This is a genomic window from Streptomyces sp. NPDC006516 (assembly GCF_040611875.1).
Taxonomy (GTDB): domain Bacteria; phylum Actinomycetota; class Actinomycetes; order Streptomycetales; family Streptomycetaceae; genus Streptomyces.
Genome location: NZ_JBEXPD010000008.1, coordinates 106,303 through 123,629, shown reverse-complemented (window position 1 = coordinate 123,629; position 17,327 = coordinate 106,303). Strand labels below are relative to the sequence as shown.

At 71.3% G+C, this 17,327-nt stretch carries 17 protein-coding genes and 1 pseudogene; 10 read left to right on the top strand and 8 right to left on the bottom strand.

What is annotated here, in order from left to right:
- The first annotated feature begins 119 nt into the window (after window positions 1–119).
- The 6 genes and pseudogenes from ABZY45_RS22145 to ABZY45_RS22120 form a co-directional block, all read left to right on the top strand.
- A complete protein-coding gene (locus ABZY45_RS22145; RefSeq protein ID WP_356742260.1) occupies window positions 120–1,673 on the top strand; it encodes a potassium/proton antiporter in 1,554 nt (517 codons plus the stop codon).
- 410 nt (window positions 1,674–2,083) lie between these two features.
- Window positions 2,084–3,364 carry an MFS transporter gene (locus ABZY45_RS22140; protein WP_356742258.1) on the top strand — a complete coding sequence of 427 codons (1,281 nt, stop codon included), beginning with the start codon at window positions 2,084–2,086 and terminating at the stop codon, window positions 3,362–3,364.
- A 66-nt stretch (window positions 3,365–3,430) separates the two neighbouring features.
- The gene (locus ABZY45_RS22135; RefSeq protein ID WP_356742257.1) at window positions 3,431–3,775 is read left to right on the top strand and encodes an FmdB family zinc ribbon protein; all 345 of its coding nucleotides are present in this window, start codon (window positions 3,431–3,433) and stop codon (window positions 3,773–3,775) included.
- Window positions 3,776–3,863: 88 nt separating this feature from the next.
- Entirely contained in the window at window positions 3,864–4,712 is an 849-nt protein-coding gene (locus tag ABZY45_RS22130; protein ID WP_356742255.1) for an S-methyl-5'-thioadenosine phosphorylase, read from the top strand.
- Between the two features lie 334 nt (window positions 4,713–5,046).
- A complete protein-coding gene (locus ABZY45_RS22125) occupies window positions 5,047–5,604 on the top strand; it encodes an RcpC/CpaB family pilus assembly protein (RefSeq protein ID WP_356742253.1) in 558 nt (185 codons plus the stop codon).
- Window positions 5,605–5,711: 107 nt separating this feature from the next.
- Window positions 5,712–5,801: pseudogene (locus ABZY45_RS22120) on the top strand (large conductance mechanosensitive channel protein MscL); the annotation flags it as partial.
- Window positions 5,802–5,827: 26 nt separating this feature from the next.
- On the opposite strand, the gene ABZY45_RS22115 reads toward ABZY45_RS22120, so the two are convergent.
- The 6 genes from ABZY45_RS22115 to ABZY45_RS22090 are packed head-to-tail and all read right to left on the bottom strand — an operon-like array spanning window position 5,828 to window position 11,306.
- Window positions 5,828–6,055 carry a hypothetical protein gene (locus ABZY45_RS22115; RefSeq protein WP_356742251.1) on the bottom strand — a complete coding sequence of 76 codons (228 nt, stop codon included), beginning with the start codon at window positions 6,053–6,055 and terminating at the stop codon, window positions 5,828–5,830.
- Between the two features lie 21 nt (window positions 6,056–6,076).
- Window positions 6,077–6,481: a hypothetical protein gene (locus tag ABZY45_RS22110; protein ID WP_356742250.1), complete on the bottom strand. Its 405-nt coding sequence runs from the start codon at window positions 6,479–6,481 to the stop codon at window positions 6,077–6,079.
- The gene (locus ABZY45_RS22105; RefSeq protein WP_356742249.1) at window positions 6,478–7,218 is read right to left on the bottom strand and encodes a Rieske (2Fe-2S) protein; all 741 of its coding nucleotides are present in this window, start codon (window positions 7,216–7,218) and stop codon (window positions 6,478–6,480) included. Before ABZY45_RS22105 ends, ABZY45_RS22110 begins: the two co-directional genes overlap by 4 nt.
- Window positions 7,215–7,817, bottom strand: coding sequence for a 4Fe-4S dicluster domain-containing protein (locus ABZY45_RS22100; protein ID WP_145809174.1), 603 nt, complete (start codon window positions 7,815–7,817; stop codon window positions 7,215–7,217). The genes ABZY45_RS22105 and ABZY45_RS22100 overlap by 4 nt, the downstream gene beginning before the upstream one ends.
- A gap of 7 nt (window positions 7,818–7,824) precedes the next feature.
- Complete coding sequence (locus tag ABZY45_RS22095) at window positions 7,825–10,149, bottom strand: molybdopterin oxidoreductase family protein (RefSeq protein ID WP_356742247.1); 2,325 nt, start codon at window positions 10,147–10,149, stop codon at window positions 7,825–7,827.
- Window positions 10,146–11,306 carry an MFS transporter gene (locus ABZY45_RS22090; RefSeq protein WP_356742245.1) on the bottom strand — a complete coding sequence of 387 codons (1,161 nt, stop codon included), beginning with the start codon at window positions 11,304–11,306 and terminating at the stop codon, window positions 10,146–10,148. Before ABZY45_RS22090 ends, ABZY45_RS22095 begins: the two co-directional genes overlap by 4 nt.
- A gap of 209 nt (window positions 11,307–11,515) precedes the next feature.
- On the opposite strand from ABZY45_RS22090, the gene ABZY45_RS22085 reads away from it, so the two are divergent.
- The 3 genes from ABZY45_RS22085 (at window position 11,516) to ABZY45_RS22075 (ending at window position 14,666) form a co-directional block, all read left to right on the top strand.
- A complete protein-coding gene (locus ABZY45_RS22085; RefSeq protein ID WP_356742244.1) occupies window positions 11,516–12,661 on the top strand; it encodes a P1 family peptidase in 1,146 nt (381 codons plus the stop codon).
- A 122-nt stretch (window positions 12,662–12,783) separates the two neighbouring features.
- Complete coding sequence (locus ABZY45_RS22080) at window positions 12,784–13,530, top strand: DUF6227 family protein (protein WP_356742242.1); 747 nt, start codon at window positions 12,784–12,786, stop codon at window positions 13,528–13,530.
- Between the two features lie 140 nt (window positions 13,531–13,670).
- Window positions 13,671–14,666 (top strand): YafY family protein, encoded by a 996-nt coding sequence (locus ABZY45_RS22075; RefSeq protein WP_356742240.1) that lies wholly within the window; start codon window positions 13,671–13,673, stop codon window positions 14,664–14,666.
- A gap of 138 nt (window positions 14,667–14,804) precedes the next feature.
- On the opposite strand, the gene ABZY45_RS22070 is transcribed toward ABZY45_RS22075, so the two are convergent.
- Entirely contained in the window at window positions 14,805–15,806 is a 1,002-nt protein-coding gene (locus tag ABZY45_RS22070; protein ID WP_356742238.1) for a sigma-70 family RNA polymerase sigma factor, read from the bottom strand.
- A gap of 147 nt (window positions 15,807–15,953) precedes the next feature.
- On the opposite strand from ABZY45_RS22070, the gene ABZY45_RS22065 reads away from it, so the two are divergent.
- On the top strand, window positions 15,954–16,535 hold the full coding sequence (locus tag ABZY45_RS22065) for an N-acetyltransferase family protein (RefSeq protein ID WP_356742237.1): 582 nt from the start codon (window positions 15,954–15,956) through the stop codon (window positions 16,533–16,535).
- On the opposite strand, the gene ABZY45_RS22060 is transcribed toward ABZY45_RS22065, so the two are convergent.
- The gene (locus tag ABZY45_RS22060) at window positions 16,483–17,262 is read right to left on the bottom strand and encodes a class III extradiol ring-cleavage dioxygenase (RefSeq protein ID WP_356742236.1); all 780 of its coding nucleotides are present in this window, start codon (window positions 17,260–17,262) and stop codon (window positions 16,483–16,485) included. The two genes, ABZY45_RS22065 and ABZY45_RS22060, sit on opposite strands and share 53 nt — an antisense overlap.
- Window positions 17,263–17,327: the final 65 nt, after the last annotated feature.

Here is a 17,327-nt window from a genome sequence, read left to right as displayed (position 1 = left end):
AACGAAGTACCGGCCGCCGGAGAACGATCCGGAAGGCGTACGCAGGGAAGGAACGGACCCTGACTGTCCACGCGCTCAACGAACTTCTGCTCGTCTGCTCTCTCGTCCTGCTGGTCGCCGTGGCGGCCGTACGCATCTCGTCCCGCAGCGGGCTCCCCAGCCTGCTCCTGTACCTCGGCATCGGCATCGCCATCGGGCAGGACGGCATCTTCGACGTCAAGTTCGACAACGCCGAGCTGACCCAGGTGATCGGCTACGCCGCCCTGGTCGTCATCCTGGCCGAGGGCGGGCTGGGCACGAAGTGGAAAGAAGTCAAACCCGCGCTGCCGGCGGCGGCCGTCCTGTCGACCGTGGGCGTGGGCATCAGCGTGGGCGTCACCGCGAGCGCGGCGCACTACCTGGTCGGGCTGGAGTGGCGGCAGGCACTGATCATCGGCGCCGTCGTCTCGTCGACCGACGCCGCGGCCGTCTTCTCCGTGCTGCGCAAGGTTCCGCTCCCCTCACGGATCACCGGTGTCCTGGAGGCCGAATCCGGCTTCAACGACGCCCCCGTGGTCATCCTGGTGGTGGCGTTCTCCGCCGTCGGTCCCGTGGAGCACTGGTACGTGCTGGTGGGTGAGATAGCCCTGGAGCTGGCCATCGGCGCGGCGATCGGCCTCGCGGTGGGCTGGCTCGGCGCCTTCGGGCTGCGCCATGTGGCACTTCCCGCGTCCGGGCTCTACCCCATCGCCGTCATGGCCATCGCGGTCTCGGCGTACGCCACGGGCGCCATGGCCCACGGCAGTGGCTTCCTGGCCGTCTATCTGGCCGCGATGGTCCTGGGCAACTCCAAGCTTCCGCACTGGCCGGCCACCCGGGGCTTCGCCGACGGGCTCGGCTGGCTGGCCCAGATCGGCATGTTCGTCCTGCTCGGTCTGCTGGTCACCCCGCACGACCTGATCGACGACTTCTGGCCCGCCGTGGTCGTCGGCCTCGTACTGACCGCCGTGGCCCGGCCACTGTCGGTCTTCATCAGCCTGGCGCCCTTCCGGCTGCCGCACCGCGAGAAGGCGCTGATGTCCTGGGCGGGGCTGCGCGGCGCCGTGCCCATCATCCTGGCGACCATCCCGATGGTGTCCGGGATCGAGGGCAGTACCAGGGTCTTCAACATCGTCTTCGTGCTCGTGATCGTCTACACGCTGATCCAGGGACCGACACTGCCCTGGCTCGCGAGGGCCCTGAAGATCGGGGACGACCCCTCCGAGACCGCGGACCTCGGCATCGAGTCGGCGCCCCTGGAGCGCCTGCGCGGTCACCTGCTGTCCGTCGAGGTGCCCGGCAGGTCCAAGATGCACGGCGTGGAGGTCGCGGAACTGCGGCTGCCCGCAGGAGCCGCGGTCACCCTCGTCGTACGGGACGGCAAGAGCTTCGTCCCGGCGCCGTCGACCGTGCTGCGCCGCGGTGACGAACTGCTGGTCGTCGCCACGGACCCGGTCCGCGACGCGACGGAGGCCCGGCTGCGTGCGGTCGGCGAGGGCGGCAAGCTGGCCGGCTGGCTGGGGACCGGCGGCCCGGGCGTCAAGGCGCAGCCCGGCACGCCGGAGCCGCCCCACCTCGCACGGCTGGCCAAGAGGCTGGGCGTGGGCGGCGACCGGCCGGAGGACAGGGCGGGCGACAGACGGGCGCACCACTGAGTGGAGGGACGGCCCTGGGGGCGGTCCTGGGGAACGGGACCTGGGGAACGGGTCCTGGGGGGAGGGCCCCGCGGATGGGTCCTGCGGGCGGGCGTACGTCGGCGGTCGGCGGGGCCGGCGGCCCGGAGGCAAACGCAGGTCCGGGAGTGCAGGAACCTGTAACATGAAGGCCGGATCTCATGATCCGCTTGATTTCCACTTGATCGACCAGTTCTGATCGACCAACTCTGCCTGACGCAGAGCTGGCGCGACCGTATGGCGGTCGTGGCGCCTTCGCCTCTGGAGCGAGCGCCCGGCATCTACCGCAGCCCGCGCGAAGAGGACAGCTCTCGGCAGCCCCCGCACCCCCCGCACTCCGGTGCGCGGGTGCCCGGGGGGCACGGCCACCAGGCGGCAGAAAGGCAAGGACCGTGGCGACCACGGTCTCCGACCGCCCCGGTTACGGGCAGTTGCTGCGCACCCCGGGTGCGTGGACGTTCCTCCTCCCGGGCTTCGCCGCCCGGCAGCCCTTCGCGATGCTGACCATCGGCATCGTCCTGCTGGTTCAGCACACCACGGGTTCCTACGGCAGCGCCGGCGCCGTGGCGGCCGTCTCCGGGGTCTCGATGGCCCTGTTCGCGCCGCAGAGCGGTCGGCTCGCGGACCGGTTCGGGCAGCGTGCCGTCCTGCTGCCCGGCGTCCTGGTGCACGCCGCATCCGTCGGCGCTCTCGCCGCCCTCGCGCTGGCGCACGCCCCTCTGTGGGCGCTGTTCCTGGCCGCGGTGCCCACCGGGGCGTCCATCCCGCAGGTCGGACCGATGGTGCGGGCCCGCTGGGCCGCACTGCTCGGGGCCGCCCCCGGGCGGCCCGCTTCCCCTCTGATGGCCACGGCCGCCGCCTTCGAGTCCGTGACGGACGAATTCACGTTCGTCGTAGGGCCCGTGCTCGCGACGGCGCTCTGCACCGGCGTGCACCCGGCGGCGGGACTGATCGCCGAGGGAACGCTGACCCTGGTCGGCGGCCTCCTGTTCGCCGCACAGCGCTCCACCCAGCCCGCTCCCCGTGACACGTCCACGGCGGCCGAGCCGCACCGCTCGGCCCTGTCCGTGCCAGGGGTCCGGGTCCTGGCGATCGCCTTCCTGGGCATCGGCTCGGTCTTCGGCGGCATGCAGGTCTCCTTGACGGCGTTCGCCGAGGAGGTCGGCCACCCCGGCGTGAACGGGCTGCTGTACGGGGTCTTCGCGGCCGGCAACATGCTGGCCGGCATCGCCTGCGGGGCCATCGCCTGGAAGAGCGGCCCGCGCCGTCGGCTGATCGTCGGATACGTGGCCCTGACCCTGACCGCGTCCGGGCTCTGGGCCGTGCACTCCGTGCCGCTGCTGGCCGGCCTCGGCCTGCTGGTCGGGCTCTGCATCGCCCCCGCCCTGATCAGCGGCTACACGCTGGTCGAGGCGCTGATCCCGGCGTCCGCCAGGACCGAGGCCTTCACCTGGCTGACGGGCGCGGTGGCGCTCGGCCAGGCGGCGGCCGTCACGGTGGCGGGACAGCTCGCGGACGCCCACGGCGCGAGCACCGGTTTCCTGGTCCCGCTGGCCGGTACCGCACTGGCCCTGGCGACCCTGCTGACCCTGCGCTCGCGGCTGGCCCCGTGGTCCGAGGGGCGGACGGTGGCACGTGGGATCGGTCACCGCGAGCCGGTCACGGTGGACTGATCGCTCGGAATACGTCAGTATGGAGCGTCGTTAGCACTCATTGAGTGAGAGTGCCAGGAGGAGCAAGTGCCGACCTATCAGTACCAGTGCACCGAATGCGGCGAGGGCCTCGAAGCGGTGCAGAAGTTCACCGATGATGCCCTGACCGTGTGCCCGAACTGCGAGGGACGCCTGAAGAAGGTGTTCTCGGCCGTCGGCATCGTCTTCAAGGGATCCGGTTTCTACCGGAACGACAGCCGCGGCTCCTCGTCGAGCAGCACGCCGGCCACGTCGTCCCCCAAGGCGTCCGACGCCTCCACGTCGTCCGCGTCGAAGACGGAATCGAAGCCGGCCGCCTCGGCGTCGTCCACGGCGTCGTCGTCCTCGTCCTCGGCGTCGTCCACGTCGTCGAGCGGTACGTCGGCCGCCTGAGGCAGCCCGCGCCGCCCACACGCTTCACCGGGACCCCGCCGATCGGATCGGCGGGGTCCCGGTCGTGCGCGCCCGTTAGTGTGATCGCATGGTGAACGCAGAAACGGGCACAGCGGAAATCGGTGTCATCGGCGGATCGGGCTTCTACTCCTTCCTGGAGGACGTGACCGAGGTCGAGGTTGACACCCCGTACGGGGCACCGAGCGACTCCCTCTTCCTGGGTGAACTCGCGGGCCGCCGAGTGGCTTTCCTTCCCCGCCACGGCCGCGGCCACCACCTCCCGCCGCACCGCATCAACTACCGCGCCAATCTGTGGGCCCTGCGGTCCGTCGGTGCGCGCCAGGTGCTGGGCCCGTGCGCGGTGGGCGGCCTGCGTCCGGAGTACGGACCGGGCACGCTGCTCGTACCGGACCAGATGGTCGACCGCACCAAGGCCCGCACCCAGACGTTCTACGACGGTGTACCCCGCGCCGACGGCGCCGAGTCGAACGTCGTGCACCTCGGCTTCGCCGATCCGTACTGCCCCGAGGGCCGCAAGGCCGCCCTGGCCGCGGCACGCGGACGTGACTGGGAGCCGGTGGACGGCGGGACCCTGGTCGTCGTCGAGGGCCCGCGCTTCTCCACCCGCGCGGAGTCGCGCTGGCACGCGGCCATGGGCTGGTCGGTCGTCGGCATGACGGGGCACCCGGAGGCGGTCCTCGCCCGTGAACTGGAGCTCTGCTACACGACGCTGACGCTGGTGACGGACCTGGACGCGGGGGCCGAGGCCGGGGAGGGCGTCAACCACGCGGAGGTGCTGGAGGTCTTCGCGGAGAACGTGGACCGGCTGCGAACGGTGCTGTTCGACGCGGTGGCCGCGCTGCCCGCGAACGAGGACCGCGCGTGCGTGTGCCGGCACGCGCTGGACGGAATCGACACGGGGATCGCGCTGCCCTGACCGGGCTCGGTGTCCGCACCAACTGGGTCGGGTAACTCGTACGGGTGGCCAGTTTTTCCACACCGTGGGAGTTGTCCACAGGGCAGAGCGGGATGTGCGCGGAGGATGCATCGTGAGGGGAGTTCGGCGGGGATTCCCGCGGAACTCCCCTCTTTCACATCGACCCTCGCTTCGACGAACTTCCCTCGACCGACGTCCTTCGAGGTCCGTCGATGCCCCTCGATTGCTCCTCGATACCCCAGGTGACGTCCTTCGACGCCCTCGACGTCTCTCGATGCCCTTCGACGTCCCTCGACGTCCTTCGCGGACTACTTCACGGCAGGTGGTGCTGGCCATGTTCCCCTCGGTGTCCGATACACGTCCCGTCCCTCCCCCACCCTGCGGGGTGCCGCTCTTCGAGCCGCTCAGAGTCCGCGGCGGCGGAGGGCAGCGGCTCCGGCGGGCGCTGCGGGGACAGCGCCGCGCGCTGGCGGCGGGGTTCGCGTTGGCCTCGGCCGTGCTCGCCGCGTCGGGGCTGGGCGGTGACAGAGGGGCGGCGGCCGTCGCCGGGGGTGCGCCACCGGGGCCGGAGCCCAGAACCGTGCGGCTGGTGTCCGCTCCGGTGCGCATCGCCGACGCGGCCACGGTCGGGCTGCTGCGGCCCGGAGACCGCGTCGATGTGATCGCGGCGGTCGACGGGGACTCGGAAGCCCGAGTGGTGGCCCGCGACGTGCGCGTCGCGGAGGTGCCGCGGCAGACGCGCGCCCGCGGCACGTACGCCGCGCCGGACGGCGAGGCGATCGCCGGCGGCGGGGCACTGGTGGTCCTGTCCGTCGAGCGGAAGACCGCCACGGCTCTGGCCGGCGCGGGCGTCTCGGGACGGCTCGCGGTGGCGGTGTCCCATGCCGAGTAGCACAGCGGTCCCGGGAACTCACTCCCCGGAAGGACGGGATCGGACAGTGCACCCCTCTGTCGCCTTGTGTGGCGGGGCAGTTGGCTCCCCGTCCGGCATGAACCGGGGAAGGGGTCCAGGAGACGCTGGAGGTGAGCGTGCTGGAGGTGCTGAAGGAGATCCGGGACGAGCTGGTCGCCCGACGGCGCCCGTCCTGAACGGCCGGGCGGGAGACCGGCCGGGATCAGATGTGGTGGGGTGGCTTCTCGTCCAGGAAACGCGCCAGATCGGCCGCGCTGCCACCGGCCGGAGCCCGCTCACCCCACCCCTGGTCCGTGTCGTCCGCGGACTGCCGGTCCAGCGGATCGTCGAAGATCAGAGCCGGCGGCTCGGGCCTCGACTCCTGCGGCTGCCGCTCCTGCGGCTGCGGCGGCTTCGACTCTCGCGGTCCGGGGGCGGGGGCGGTACTCATACCTCCAGGGTACGGCCGCGTTCACCGGTCCTTCGGATCGATCAGCCACAGCCCCAGCACGACGAGGAACGACAGGCACAGGAAACCGGCACCCCACCAGGCCGTGCCGGTGTCGCCCTCCATCCACACATTGACGACCTCGGTGAGCGCCCAGAGCTGACCGACGACCACGCTCAGGGCCAGCACCAGCCGGGCCGTCAGCTTCGCGGAGCGCTCGGGCTCCTGTTCCGAGCCCGCCCCGGGCCCCGGACCTGTATGCCGTACTCGCGGGTCGGCGTAGCCACTGGTGGGCCGGATCTGCGGATAGCGCTCGTGGACAGGGCGGTTCAGCTCGGCACGGGCGCTGCCCGGGTGATAGTCGGGATACGCCGTTCCGGCGGGGTTGGGAGGCCGTGGCGGCTCGATCGGGTCCAGGGGCTCGGTCATGACGGCCTCCCGGGGGCCGGGGCGTCGCCGGATCCGCGTGGCTCACCCGCCGCCGAGGGCACGGGGACAGCCGAACGAGCCGGGGCCGACGGCCCCTCCGCACCGCCGCCGGTGCCGGGGCAGCCGATCCGGGCGGCGAGATCCGGGCGGTCCTCGCCGAGCTGGCGGCACAGCCCCGCCTCGACGCTCTCCCCGGAGCGGGTGGTGCCGACGGCCCACACGCTGCCGTCGTCCAGCTCGGTCAGTACCACCTTGGGCAGTCCGCGAGGCGGTGGCCCGGCGGTGACCTCGCCGGTGCGGGCGTCGAAGACCCCTTCGTGGCACGGGCAGTAGAGCTCGCCCTCCGTGCCGCGGTCCTTGCGCCACAGCACCGCGCAGGCCAGGTGGGTGCAGACGGCGGAGTAACCGACGAGTGTGCCGTCGTCCATCCGCACGGCGACCGCCCGGTCCTCGTCCCCGGGATAGCGGAAGGCGAGGGATTCACCTGGCAGGAGTTGCGTGGCGATCTGCTTCGGGGCGGGCGCCTTCCCGTCCTCCGTCTCACCGTGGCGGTGCAGGATCCCGCCTGCCACGGCCAGGCCGCCCACGGCGAGGCCACCGGAGACGGTGGCGACGATCCGGAGGTAGTCCCTGCGGGTGGTGAGCGAGTCGGCGGCGATCCTGTCGTGCAACGCCTCGCGGGGGTCGCCGCCCGAGTCGTGGTCGTGGCCCGGCTGCGGCTGTTCGGTGACGCTCATCGGCGGACGTCCTTCCCGTTGATCTCGACGACGGGAAGTCCGCCGGGAACCGGCCACTGGACCCGCTCCGCCGGCACGACCATGGCGACGCCGGTGCGGACCTCGCTCTCGCCGAAGACGAAGGTGTCGGCGACCTGCACTCCGGGGCGCTCCGCCTGGAGTTCCTCGACGGTGCCGTAGAAGAGGGCGCCGGTCGGGCAGACGGTGGCGCACATCGGGGCGAGTCCGTAGGCGGTGCGGTCGTAGCAGAGGTTGCACTTCATCTGCAGCTTGGCCTGGAGGTCGATCTTCGGGACGCCGAAGGGACAGGCGTTGACGCAGTTGGCGCAGCCGATGCACCGGGTGGTGTCGGCCTGCTGCACGACGCCGTCGGCGGTGACCAGGATCGCGTCGGCCGGGCAGACCTCGGCGCAGGGGGCCACCGGGTCCTCGCAGTGCATGCAGACGGTGGGGAGGGAGGCGACGGAGGAACCCTCGTCCGTGTAGTCGAGGTGGATCATCGACTTGCCGCGGTGCGAGTCGCATTCCCGGCAGGCGGAGACACAGGCCTGGCAGCCGATGCAGCGCCCCGGGTCGATGAAGATCGTTCGGCCCATCATGCGGGCATCAGCCCCTCTCCGATGTACCACGGCCCTGCGGGGCCGTGGGCGGCAGCGGGTCGGTACGGGAGACCTGGGTCTCGGGGTAGGCGACATGGCCCGGCGCGACCGGGGGCGCGGGGACCACGTCGATCTCGGCCGCGTGCTCGATGCGGCACGCGCAGACCTTGTACTCGGGGATCTTGGAGCGGGGGTCGAGGGCGTCGATGGTCAGCGCGTTGGCCGCGGTGGGGACGGGCCAGTGGTAGGGAATGAACACGGTGTCCGGCCGGATCGCCTTCGTGACCAGGGCGGGGAAGACCTCGCTGCCGCGCCGGGTCACGACCCGGACGGGTTCGCCGTTGCGGAATCCGTGGGAGGGATGGACCTCCGCCCAGGGCCGGGGGGTCTGCTCGACGAGGGCGCCCAGCCTGCGGGTCTGGTTGCCGGAGAGGAAGTGCGCGACGGTGCGTCCGGTGGTCAGGGTCATCGGGTGTTCGTCGTCGTACGGGTCGGCCGGCGGATGCCACTCGACGACCTGCATGTGGATCTTGCCGTCGGCGTGGTAGGTCTTCCCGTCCTCGAACAGCCGGGGGGTTCCCGGGTGGTCGGTGGAGGGGCAGGGCCAGGAGATCCCGCCGGTCTCCTCGAGCCGTTCGTAGGTGATGCCGGAGTAGTCGATGATCGTGCCCGCGGAGGCCCTGCGCAGTTCGTCGAAGACGTCACGGGAGCCGCCGAAGGCGAATTTGTCCCCCGCGCCGAGACGCCGGGCGATCTCGCACATCACCCAGGTGTCGGTCCGCACACCCGCCGGCGGCTCCTGGGCCTTGTTGTGCTTGACGACTCTCGCCTCGGCATTCGCCATCACTCCCTCGTCCTCGGCCCAGATGGTGACGGGGAAGACCACGTGCGCGTTGGCGGCGGTCTCGGAGAGGAAGAAGTCGAACTGGGCGTGGAACTCGGTCTTGTCGTACCCGTCCTTGACCACCGCGTAGTTGGGCAGGGACACGAAGGGGTTGTTGCAGATGCCGATCAGGCCGCGGATCTCCTGGCGCTGCATCTGCCAGACCATCTCCATCATCGACGTCCCCGCGGCCGGGAGTTCGGACTCCTCGATGCCCCAGATCTCGCAGATCTGCCGGCGGTGCTCCTCGTTGAGGATCGAGCGTCCACCGGGGAGGAGGTCCGCCTTCTGGCCGTGTTCGCGGCCCCCCTGACCGTTCCCCTGGCCGGTGAGGGTGCCGTAGCCGGCCCCGGGCCTGCCGATGTGGCCGGTGGCGGTGCAGAGGTTGATCACGCTGAGGCAGTTCTCCACACCCTGCGTGTGGTGTTCGATGCCCCGGGCGTGGAAGGCCATGGCCTTGGGAGCGCGGGCGAACGCGCGGGCGACCTGGACGACCTGTTCCGCGGGGATCCCGCAGATCTCGGCGGCGCGGGACGGGGGGTACAGCGCGGCGTTGGCCTTGACCTCCTCCCAGCCGACGGCATGGGCCGCGAGGTAGTTCTCGTCGGTGAGGCCCTCCTCGATCACCACGTGCAGCACGGCGTTGAAGAAGGCGGAGTCGGTGCCCGACTTCAGCGCGACATGGATGTCGGCCGTGCGGGCGACCGCGGTCTCGCGCGGGTCGACCACGATCAGGGTGGCGCCACGGTCCCGCGCTCCCCAGACGTACTGGGTCAGCACGGGGAAGCACTCGCCGACGTTGGCCCCGGCGAGCAGCAGGCAGTCGGTGAGCAGGATGTCGGAGAACGGGTTGCCGGCCCGGTCGATGTTGAAGGCGAGCTTGTTGGCGCCCGCCGCGCTGACCATGCAGAGCCGGCCGTTGTAGTCGACGTGCCTGGTCCTGAGGGCGACCCGGGCGAACTTGCCGACCAGATACGTCTTCTCGGAGAAGAGACTCGCCCCGCCCAGCACACCGAAGGCGTCCCTCCCGTGGGCCTCCTGGATGCGCTTGATCTCGGAGACGGTGAAGTCGAGGGCCTCGTCCCAGGAGACCTCCCGCAGTTCCTCGTCGCGGGAGCGGCGCATGAGGGGGGCGGTGAGGCGGTCGGGGTGGTTGACCTGCTGGTAGGCGTTGACGCCCTTGGGGCAGAGCCGCATGCGGTTGATGTCGTGGTTGCGGGGCTCCACGCCGAAGACCTTGCCCCCTCGGTCCACGCGGAGGTACATCCCGCACTGCACCCCGCAGAAGCAGCAGTGCGTGGGGACGAGCGTCTCGCCGTTCTGGTCGGCGTGCCACTTGTCGGCCGGAATGCCGCCCGCGTCCCGGAAGCCCTGGGAGCCGGGCGGGGCGAGGGAGGGGTCGAGGGGGAGGACGGTACGGCCGTCGGCTGCGCGTGGATCCGCGGTCACTTGTAGCCCTTCTTCACCTGGGAGAGATAAGCGTTGCCGCGCAGCACCCGCTTGCAGCGCGGGCAGTACTCGGCCCACTCGTCGAAGCCGAGTTCGAGGTCGCGCATCGTGCCGCGGAGGTTCTCGACGTACGCCCCGGTGTCGATGGGCTCCTCGCAGCGGCGGCAGGCGAAGACCTCGTCGCCCTGGCGCGACGTGTACTTGAAGAGCTGCATGCCGACCGCTGCCGGGCGCTGGACGATGTGGAAGAACTTCCCGAACGGGATGTAGATGAGGGTGAAGACGACCGACACCATGTGGAGGATCGCCAGGAACTCGTAGCCGCCCCCGTGCAGGAAGATCGACGAGAAGGTGAGCAGCAGGCCGGTCACCGAGATGATGATCAGGGCGAGCAGCGGGACGAGGTCGTAGGCGAACCGCTGGCCTGTCATGGCGCCGCGGTCCTTCATCCGGCGCCACAGGAAGTAGGCGGCGCCCGGGATGACCAGCACGGCGGCGAGGTCCAGGCCGTGGAACATGACCCAGCCGATGAAGTTCAGCGAGTCGAATCCGAGGATCTTGAAACCCCAGATGCGCATCTCGTAACCGGGGCCCGAGCCGCTGCCGGAGGTGAAGGTGAACCAGCCCCAGGTCAGCGGGAAGGTGATCAGCGAGGCGAGGACGCAACCCCAGAAGATCAGCTGATGTGCGGCCCAGCGGGCATGCGACCGGGCGCCCAGGAACTTCTGGAAGCCGAGGTACGTGGCGATCATCTTCGGCAGTGCGGTGGGGGCCTTGCGGAAGTTCTCCGCCGAGAACAGGCTGCGCCAGCCGTTCTTGAACAGTCGCCGGGCGCCGGGGGCCGAGACCCAGACCGTGTAGCGGTAGGCGACGCCGAAGGCGAGGAAGACCGTGGCCACGGCGTACGGGAGGAGTGCCGAGTCGAAGTCGTGCAGGAGGCGGCTGCCGAACACGATCGCGATGATCAGCAGGGCGGAGACGACGGCACCGGCCAGAGTCGCGCGGCCGGAGACGGAGCGGGGGAGGGCCTCGGCCGCCCGCGTGGCGAGCGAGGGGCCCTGGGCGGGTCGGTGGCCCTCCGGGCTGCCGGAGGAAGAGGTGCGGGCACCGGAAGCGGACTGCTCGGCTGCGGCGGGCGGTTCTGGTGGCTCGGTCACCCGGCCACCGTAGGTCCGGAAACGGCGTTCGGTCCCGTTCTGTGCCCCTATGGGGTGAGCGCGTCGCCCAGGTGGCCCGCGCCGGGAGCGTCGTACGTCCGGGCCCCGATCCGGGGCAGGCGCCTGTACGTTCGCCAGTACACAGCCCCGAGCCGCCCACCCCGCCGCCCGCCCGGCCGCGTACTGCCGCACGCCACGAGGAGCCCGTGATGCCTGAGGACGCCGAGAACCTGCCTGTAGCCGGTCCGCTGGACGCACTGACGGATGTGGCCGGAATCCGCGTCGGGCACGCCCGGGTGCCGGGCGCCGGGGCGCTGAGCGGGACCACGGTCGTCCTCGCCCCCGAGGGCGGCGCGGTGGCGGCCGTCGACGTACGCGGGGGCGGCCCCGGCACCCGGGAGACGGACGCGCTCGATCCGCGCAATCTGGTGCAGCGCGTCGACGCGGTCGTCCTGACCGGCGGCAGCGCGTTCGGGCTTGACGCCGCGTCCGGTGTGATGGCCTGGCTGGAGGAGCAGGGGCGTGGCGTGCCGGTCGGCCCCTCCCAGGTGGTGCCGGTGGTACCGGCGGCATGCCTCTTCGATCTGGGCCGGGGCCAGGACCCGCGGGCGCGCCCCGACGCGTCGACCGGCCGGGCCGCCGTGGAGGCGGCAGCCGCCTCCGAACCCGGCTCCCCGGTGGCCGAAGGCACGGTCGGCGCCGGCACGGGGGCCGTCGCCGGCGAGCTCAAGGGCGGTGTCGGCACGGCGAGCCTGCGGCTGCCCTGCGGGACCACGGTCGCCGCGCTGGCCGTGGTGAACGCGGCGGGGTCCGTCGTCGACCCGCGGACCGGCGTGCTGTACGGGGAGTACGGCGCAGGGGAGCCGCCCGCGCATCCTGCCCGTGAGGTGCACGAGGCCGCTCGCCGGCGGCTGAAGGAGATCCGGGAGGCGCGGGGGGAGCGCACGGCGGAGCACGGCGCCTTCAACACCACCATCGCCGTCGTCGCCACCGACGCGGCACTCGACCGCGCCCAGGCACAGAAGCTCGCCGGCACGGCGCACGACGGGCTGGCACGCGCCGTGCGGCCGGTCCACCTGCTCACCGACGGGGACACCGTCTTCACCCTCGCCACCGGCGACGTCCCCCTGCCCGCGGAACCCGTCGCCGCGCTCAACGACATCCTGGCGGCGGGTGCCGACACCCTGGCCCGGGCCGTGGTGAAGGCGGCCAGGGCGGCCCGGGGCGTGGACGGGCCGGCCGGCACGTTCCCCTCGTACGGGGAGCTCTACGGCGAGGCCGCCGGCCGCTCCGGCGACCTGCAGGCCGGAGGTCCGGCAAGCACGTACGGCGGCGGGCTTCACGCCGCACCCTGACGGGGGTGGGAACTTTCTGCACGAGCCGTACGTTTTTTGCGAACCCCGGTCACGATGTCAGACCCAGGGACTACGTTATGCACGCATCGGGTAACACGCGGCAACGGCCTGGAGACAGCACCTTGAGCGATCCGTACGAGACAACCGAGCAGCACCTCGAGCGACTCCTGCGATGCGCCCTCAACTCCTTCGATCTGTCCGACACCACGGTCGACCGGCTCGGGACGGCTCTGGCGCACAGCAGCGCCCTGCATTCGTCCCATCACAGCGCCGTCCTGCACCGCGAGACCTACCGGCACACCTACCTGCTCACCGACGGCACCGCGCTCACCCTCTGGGAGCTGGTGCACGGCGGCGCGAGGGACACCGGTGAGCCCCTGCGGCACGAGCTGTACGACGACGAGGGCGACGCGCAGATCGCCGCGGCGCGCCTCGCCGGCAGCTTCTGGGACACCCCCGCCTTCGGTGACGACACCCTGCGAGAGGACCTGGAGGCCCTCACGCTCCTGATGAGCGTGCCTCCGGTGCCGCTCCCCCGGATGTACGCCCCGGACAACTCCGCCGACCACGCCCGCCGCGTCCTGCGCCGCGCGGAGAACGCGGACCGGCCGGGCTCCGCGACGGCCCGGCTGCTCCGGGCCGCCTTCGCCCACCACATCACCCAGATCTTCGGCCGCCAGTGCCGAGTCGACGGCCAGGACGCCGGTTTCACGCTCTACGAGCACGCCTTCCTGCTCCTGGACGGCAGCGAGACCAGCCTGTGGGAGGTCGAGCACACGGCCACGCCCGACGGCCGCCACATGTGCGAGGTGTACGACGACGAGCACGCCGCACGCCGGGCCATGGAGAACCGCACCCGGATCTGCTGAGCCTCCAGGTCCGCCGGGCCTCGGCCTCCGACGTCCGCTGAGCCTCCAGGACCCCGGGCCTCGGCCTCGACATCTGCCGCGCCTCGAGATCTTTCCCCTTCAGGTCAGAACATGACCTGAAGGGGAGGCATTCTGAGCCCATGACGGATACCCCGGCACGGCTGCTGACCCTGCTGTCGCTGCTCCAGACTCCGAGGGAGTGGCCGGGCCGCGAGCTCGCCGAGCGCCTGGAGGTGAGTCCGCGCACCATCCGCCGGGACATCGACCGGCTCCGCGACCTCGGCTACCCCGTCGAGGCGTCGCGCGGTTCGATCGGCGGCTACCGCCTGGTCGCAGGCGCCGCCATGCCGCCGCTCCTGCTGGACGACGACGAAGCGGTGGCCATCGCGGTGGGGCTGCGGGCCGGGGCGGGGCACGCCATCGAAGGCGTGGACGAGGCGTCCGTACGGGCGCTGGCGAAGCTGGAACAGGTCCTCCCGTCACGTCTGCGGCATCGGGTCTCCTCGCTGCAGAACGCCACGGTGCCCTTCACGCGGGGCGACGGTGCGTCCATCGACCCCCGGACGCTCACCGTGATCGCCTCGACGGTCACCGGGCGGGAGCGGCTCCGCTTCGCCTACCGCGCGGGGGACGGGACGCCTTCGAAACGGCAGGCCGAGCCGTACCGGCTGGTGAGCACGGGCAGCCGCTGGTACCTCGTGGCCTACGACCTGGACCGCGAGGACTGGCGGACCTTCCGCGTGGACCGGGTGAGCGAGCCGTTCGCCACGGGCGCCCGCTTCACCCCGCGCGAGTTGCCCGCCGGGGACGGGGACGCGGCGGAGTTCTTGGCCGTGGCGATGTCCCGGACGCAGCCGGAGCTGCACCTCGACGTGACGTTCCACGGGGCGGCGGAGTCCGTGCGGGCCAGACTGCCCGCAGGACTCGGCACGGTGGAACCGAGCGGGGAGCACAGGTGCCGCCTGCGCACGACCTCGACGGACTCGCTGGAGTGGGTGGCTCTGCGGCTCGCGATGGCGGACTGCGAATTCGAGGCCCACGGCCCACCGGCGCTGGTGGAGCACCTCCGCGGTCTGGGCGCCCGCCTCACCCGCGCCGCCGCGCCGTCGGGACCTGAACCGACGCTCTCGGCCTGACCCGCCTCCCGGGGCCCGACATGGATGAGCCCCGGCGCCGGGGGGGTGGGCGCCGGGACTCAGCTCATGGGACCGGTAGGGAGACCGGTCGTCGGGCCGGTGCGAACCGGCTTGATGGGGAGATTACGGGTTATCGGCTCACGCCGCAGCGTCAAAGCCCGTGTCGTGAGCCATTCGCTTCAATTCGAGCAATGCGTGCTTCTCGATCTGGCGGATCCGCTCCCGTGTCAGACCGTGCTGCTTGCCCACCTCGGTGAGGGTCCGCTCACGGCCGTCCTCGATTCCGTACCGCATCTTGATGATGGAGGCGGTGCGGTTGTCGAGCTTGCCGATGAGGTCCTCGAGCTCCTCACTGCGGAGCAGGGTCATCACGGACTGCTCGGGTGACACGGCGGAGGTGTCCTCCAGCAGGTCACCGAACTGCGTGTCGCCGTCGTCGTCCACCGACATGTTCAGGCTGACCGGATCACGGGCCCAGTCCAGGACGTTGCCCACGCGCTCGGCGTTGGAGTCGAGCTCGGCCGCGATCTCCGCGTGCTCGGGGTCGCGCCCGTGCTCGCGGTTGAACTCGCGCTGCACCCGCCGGATCCGGCCGAGTTCCTCGACGAGGTGCACGGGGAGGCGGATGGTGCGGGACTGATCAGCGATGGAGCGGGTGATGGCCTGCCGGATCCACCACGTGGCGTAGGTGGAGAACTTGAAGCCCTTGGCGTAGTCGAACTTCTCGACCGCGCGCACCAGGCCCGCGTTCCCCTCCTGGATCAGGTCGAGCAGCGGCAGGCCCGCCCTCGGGTAGCGCCGGGCCACGGCGACGACGAGCCGGAGGTTGGAGCGGATGAATATGTCCTTGGCGCGCTCGCTCTCGGCGACCAGCGCCTCCAGCTCCTCACGCTTCGCTCCGCCGGCTTCGCTCTCCACCACGCCGTCGAGGATCTGCTGGGCATAGACACCGGCCTCGATCGTCTGCGAGAGCTCGACCTCCTTGGCGGCGTCGAGCAACGGCGTGCGGGCGATCTCGTCGAGGTACATGCCGACCAGGTCGCGATCGGCGATCTCCCCGCCAGAGGCGCGAACACTGCTTGCCCGGTCGGTCCCGCCGGTGCTGGCGGACGAACGACGGGCGACGGCACGGGTTGCCATGCGTGCTCCCTTGCTGAGTAGGTCGCGACACCCTCTCGGGTGCCCTGCATCCGATGGAAACAACGACTGGAATCCGGACAGAATTCCCACGGCGCCCATTCACTTTCGAGATCATGCAGTACCCTGTCGCCCCCCAACGGAGGACAGATGTCGCAGATACGCACAGAAGTGCAGGTCAGGCCGGGCGCTGAAGCCGATCTGCAGCCCCTTACGGACATCTACAACCATTACGTCCGTGAGACCGCGCTCACATTCGACACGGCCACCTTCACTCCGGAGGAGCGCCTGCCATGGCTGCGCTCCCACCCTGAGGACGGCCCTCACAGGCTCCTGGTTGCTCTGGACCCGAATACCCGGGACCGCGCGCCGCATGTCCTCGGCTATGCCACCAGCAGCCCGTACCGCCCCAAGGCCGCGTACGGCACCTCGGTCGAGGTGAGCGTGTACCTCACCCCTGGGGCCACGGGCCGCGGCATCGGGACCCTCCTCTACGAGGCGCTGTTCGAGGCCCTCGCGGAGGAGGACATCCACCGCGCCTACGCCGCGATCGCGCAGCCGAACGAACCCTCGGTCCGGCTGCACGACGCGTTCGGCTTCCGGCACGTCGGCACGTACACCGAGGTGGGCCGGAAGTTCGGCCGTTACTGGGACGTCTCCTGGTACGAGAAGGCGCTGCTCAGCCGAACTGCACCGACCTCTTCGCCAGACCCATCCAGAAACCGTCGATGACACTGCGGCCCTGACCGAGCTCGTCCCCGGCGGCCCCGAGTGTGACGAACAGCGGCGCGAAGTGCTCCGTACGGGGATGGGCCAGCCGGCCCGCCGGTGACTTGTGCTCGAAGTCCAGCAGGGCGTCGATGTCCTGCGCCTGGAGCGCACGATGCCCCCAGTCGTCGAACTCCGCCGACCAGCCGGGAGTGCCTCCGCCGTGCCGCAGGGCGGCCAGGTTGTGCGTGAAGAACCCGCTGCCGACGATCAGCACACCCTCGTCACGCAGCGGGGCCAGCTTGCGGCCGATGTCCATCAGCCTGCGGGGGTCGAGCGTCGGCAAGGAGATCTGGAGGACGGGGATGCCGGCGTCCGGGAACATCTCGACGAGCGGCACATACGCCCCGTGGTCGAGCCCACGGTCGGGGATGTCCTGGACCGGGGTCCCCGCGCCGCGCAGCAGCTTGCGGACGTCCTCGGCGAGCCGCGGGGCACCCGGGGCGGCGTACCGCACCTGGTAGTAGTGCTCGGGGAATCCCCAGAAGTCGTAGACCAGCGGCACGGTCTCGGTGGCGCCGAGCGCGAGCGGGGCCTCCTCCCAGTGCGCGGAGACCATCAGGATCGCCCTGGGGCGCGGCAGCCCGGCCGACCAGGCGGCCAGTTCACCGGGCCAGACCGGGTCGTCGGCGAGCGGCGGGGCCCCGTGCGAGAGGTAGAGGGCGGGCATGCGTTCGTCGGTGGCCGTCATGGCACTCCCATTCCTCTGCCGATCAAGGTATGTGTGTTCTCTACAGGCACCGGGAACGGGCAGCT

What these genes read in the sequence shown, in the direction of transcription:
- ABZY45_RS22130 (WP_356742255.1), top strand. Translation starts at nt 3,864, where the DNA reads ATGGTGAACGCAGAAACGGGCACAGCGGAAATCGGTGTCATCGGCGGA.
- ABZY45_RS22125 (WP_356742253.1), top strand. Translation starts at nt 5,047, where the DNA reads ATGTTCCCCTCGGTGTCCGATACACGTCCCGTCCCTCCCCCACCCTGC.
- ABZY45_RS22115 (WP_356742251.1), bottom strand. Translation starts at nt 6,055, where the DNA reads ATGAGTACCGCCCCCGCCCCCGGACCGCGAGAGTCGAAGCCGCCGCAG.
- ABZY45_RS22110 (WP_356742250.1), bottom strand. Translation starts at nt 6,481, where the DNA reads ATGACCGAGCCCCTGGACCCGATCGAGCCGCCACGGCCTCCCAACCCC.
- ABZY45_RS22105 (WP_356742249.1), bottom strand. Translation starts at nt 7,218, where the DNA reads ATGAGCGTCACCGAACAGCCGCAGCCGGGCCACGACCACGACTCGGGC.
- ABZY45_RS22100 (WP_145809174.1), bottom strand. Translation starts at nt 7,817, where the DNA reads ATGATGGGCCGAACGATCTTCATCGACCCGGGGCGCTGCATCGGCTGC.
- ABZY45_RS22085 (WP_356742244.1), top strand. Translation starts at nt 11,516, where the DNA reads ATGCCTGAGGACGCCGAGAACCTGCCTGTAGCCGGTCCGCTGGACGCA.
- ABZY45_RS22075 (WP_356742240.1), top strand. Translation starts at nt 13,671, where the DNA reads ATGACGGATACCCCGGCACGGCTGCTGACCCTGCTGTCGCTGCTCCAG.
- ABZY45_RS22070 (WP_356742238.1), bottom strand. Translation starts at nt 15,806, where the DNA reads ATGGCAACCCGTGCCGTCGCCCGTCGTTCGTCCGCCAGCACCGGCGGG.
- ABZY45_RS22065 (WP_356742237.1), top strand. Translation starts at nt 15,954, where the DNA reads ATGTCGCAGATACGCACAGAAGTGCAGGTCAGGCCGGGCGCTGAAGCC.
- ABZY45_RS22060 (WP_356742236.1), bottom strand. Translation starts at nt 17,262, where the DNA reads ATGACGGCCACCGACGAACGCATGCCCGCCCTCTACCTCTCGCACGGG.